Consider the following 321-nt stretch of genomic DNA (forward strand, 5'->3'; position numbering starts at 1 on the left):
AGGAAGGAGTAGGGAATCTCCAACAGAGTGGTAAGTATCGCTTACAACACGTTCATTCCTTGTGCCTCAAGCATATCGACTAAATCGATCAGAGGTAAGCCGATCAGCGTGTTTGGGTCTTTACCTTCCATCTGTTTAAACAATGCAATACCTAACCCTTCGCACATAAAACTGCCCGCGCAGTAATAAGGCTGCTCTTTCTCAACATAAGAAATGATCTGTTGCTCAGTTAAATCGCGGAAATGCACAACAAAGGTGTCGAGACGCGTGTCAGCTTTACTGGTCTCGCTGTTCCATACCGTTATCCCAGTATAGAAAGTG

Annotated in this window: 1 protein-coding gene; it reads right to left on the reverse strand. The window is 44.9% G+C overall.

The features are described from left to right. Window positions 1–41: 41 nt before the first annotated feature. The coding region (locus AB4496_RS25945; protein ID WP_372132737.1) for a nucleoside triphosphate pyrophosphatase at window positions 42–321 on the reverse strand (280 nt) is incomplete at its 5' end.

The organism is Vibrio sp. 10N.222.46.A1 (assembly GCF_041473595.1).
Lineage (GTDB): Bacteria > Pseudomonadota > Gammaproteobacteria > Enterobacterales > Vibrionaceae > Vibrio > Vibrio tasmaniensis_A.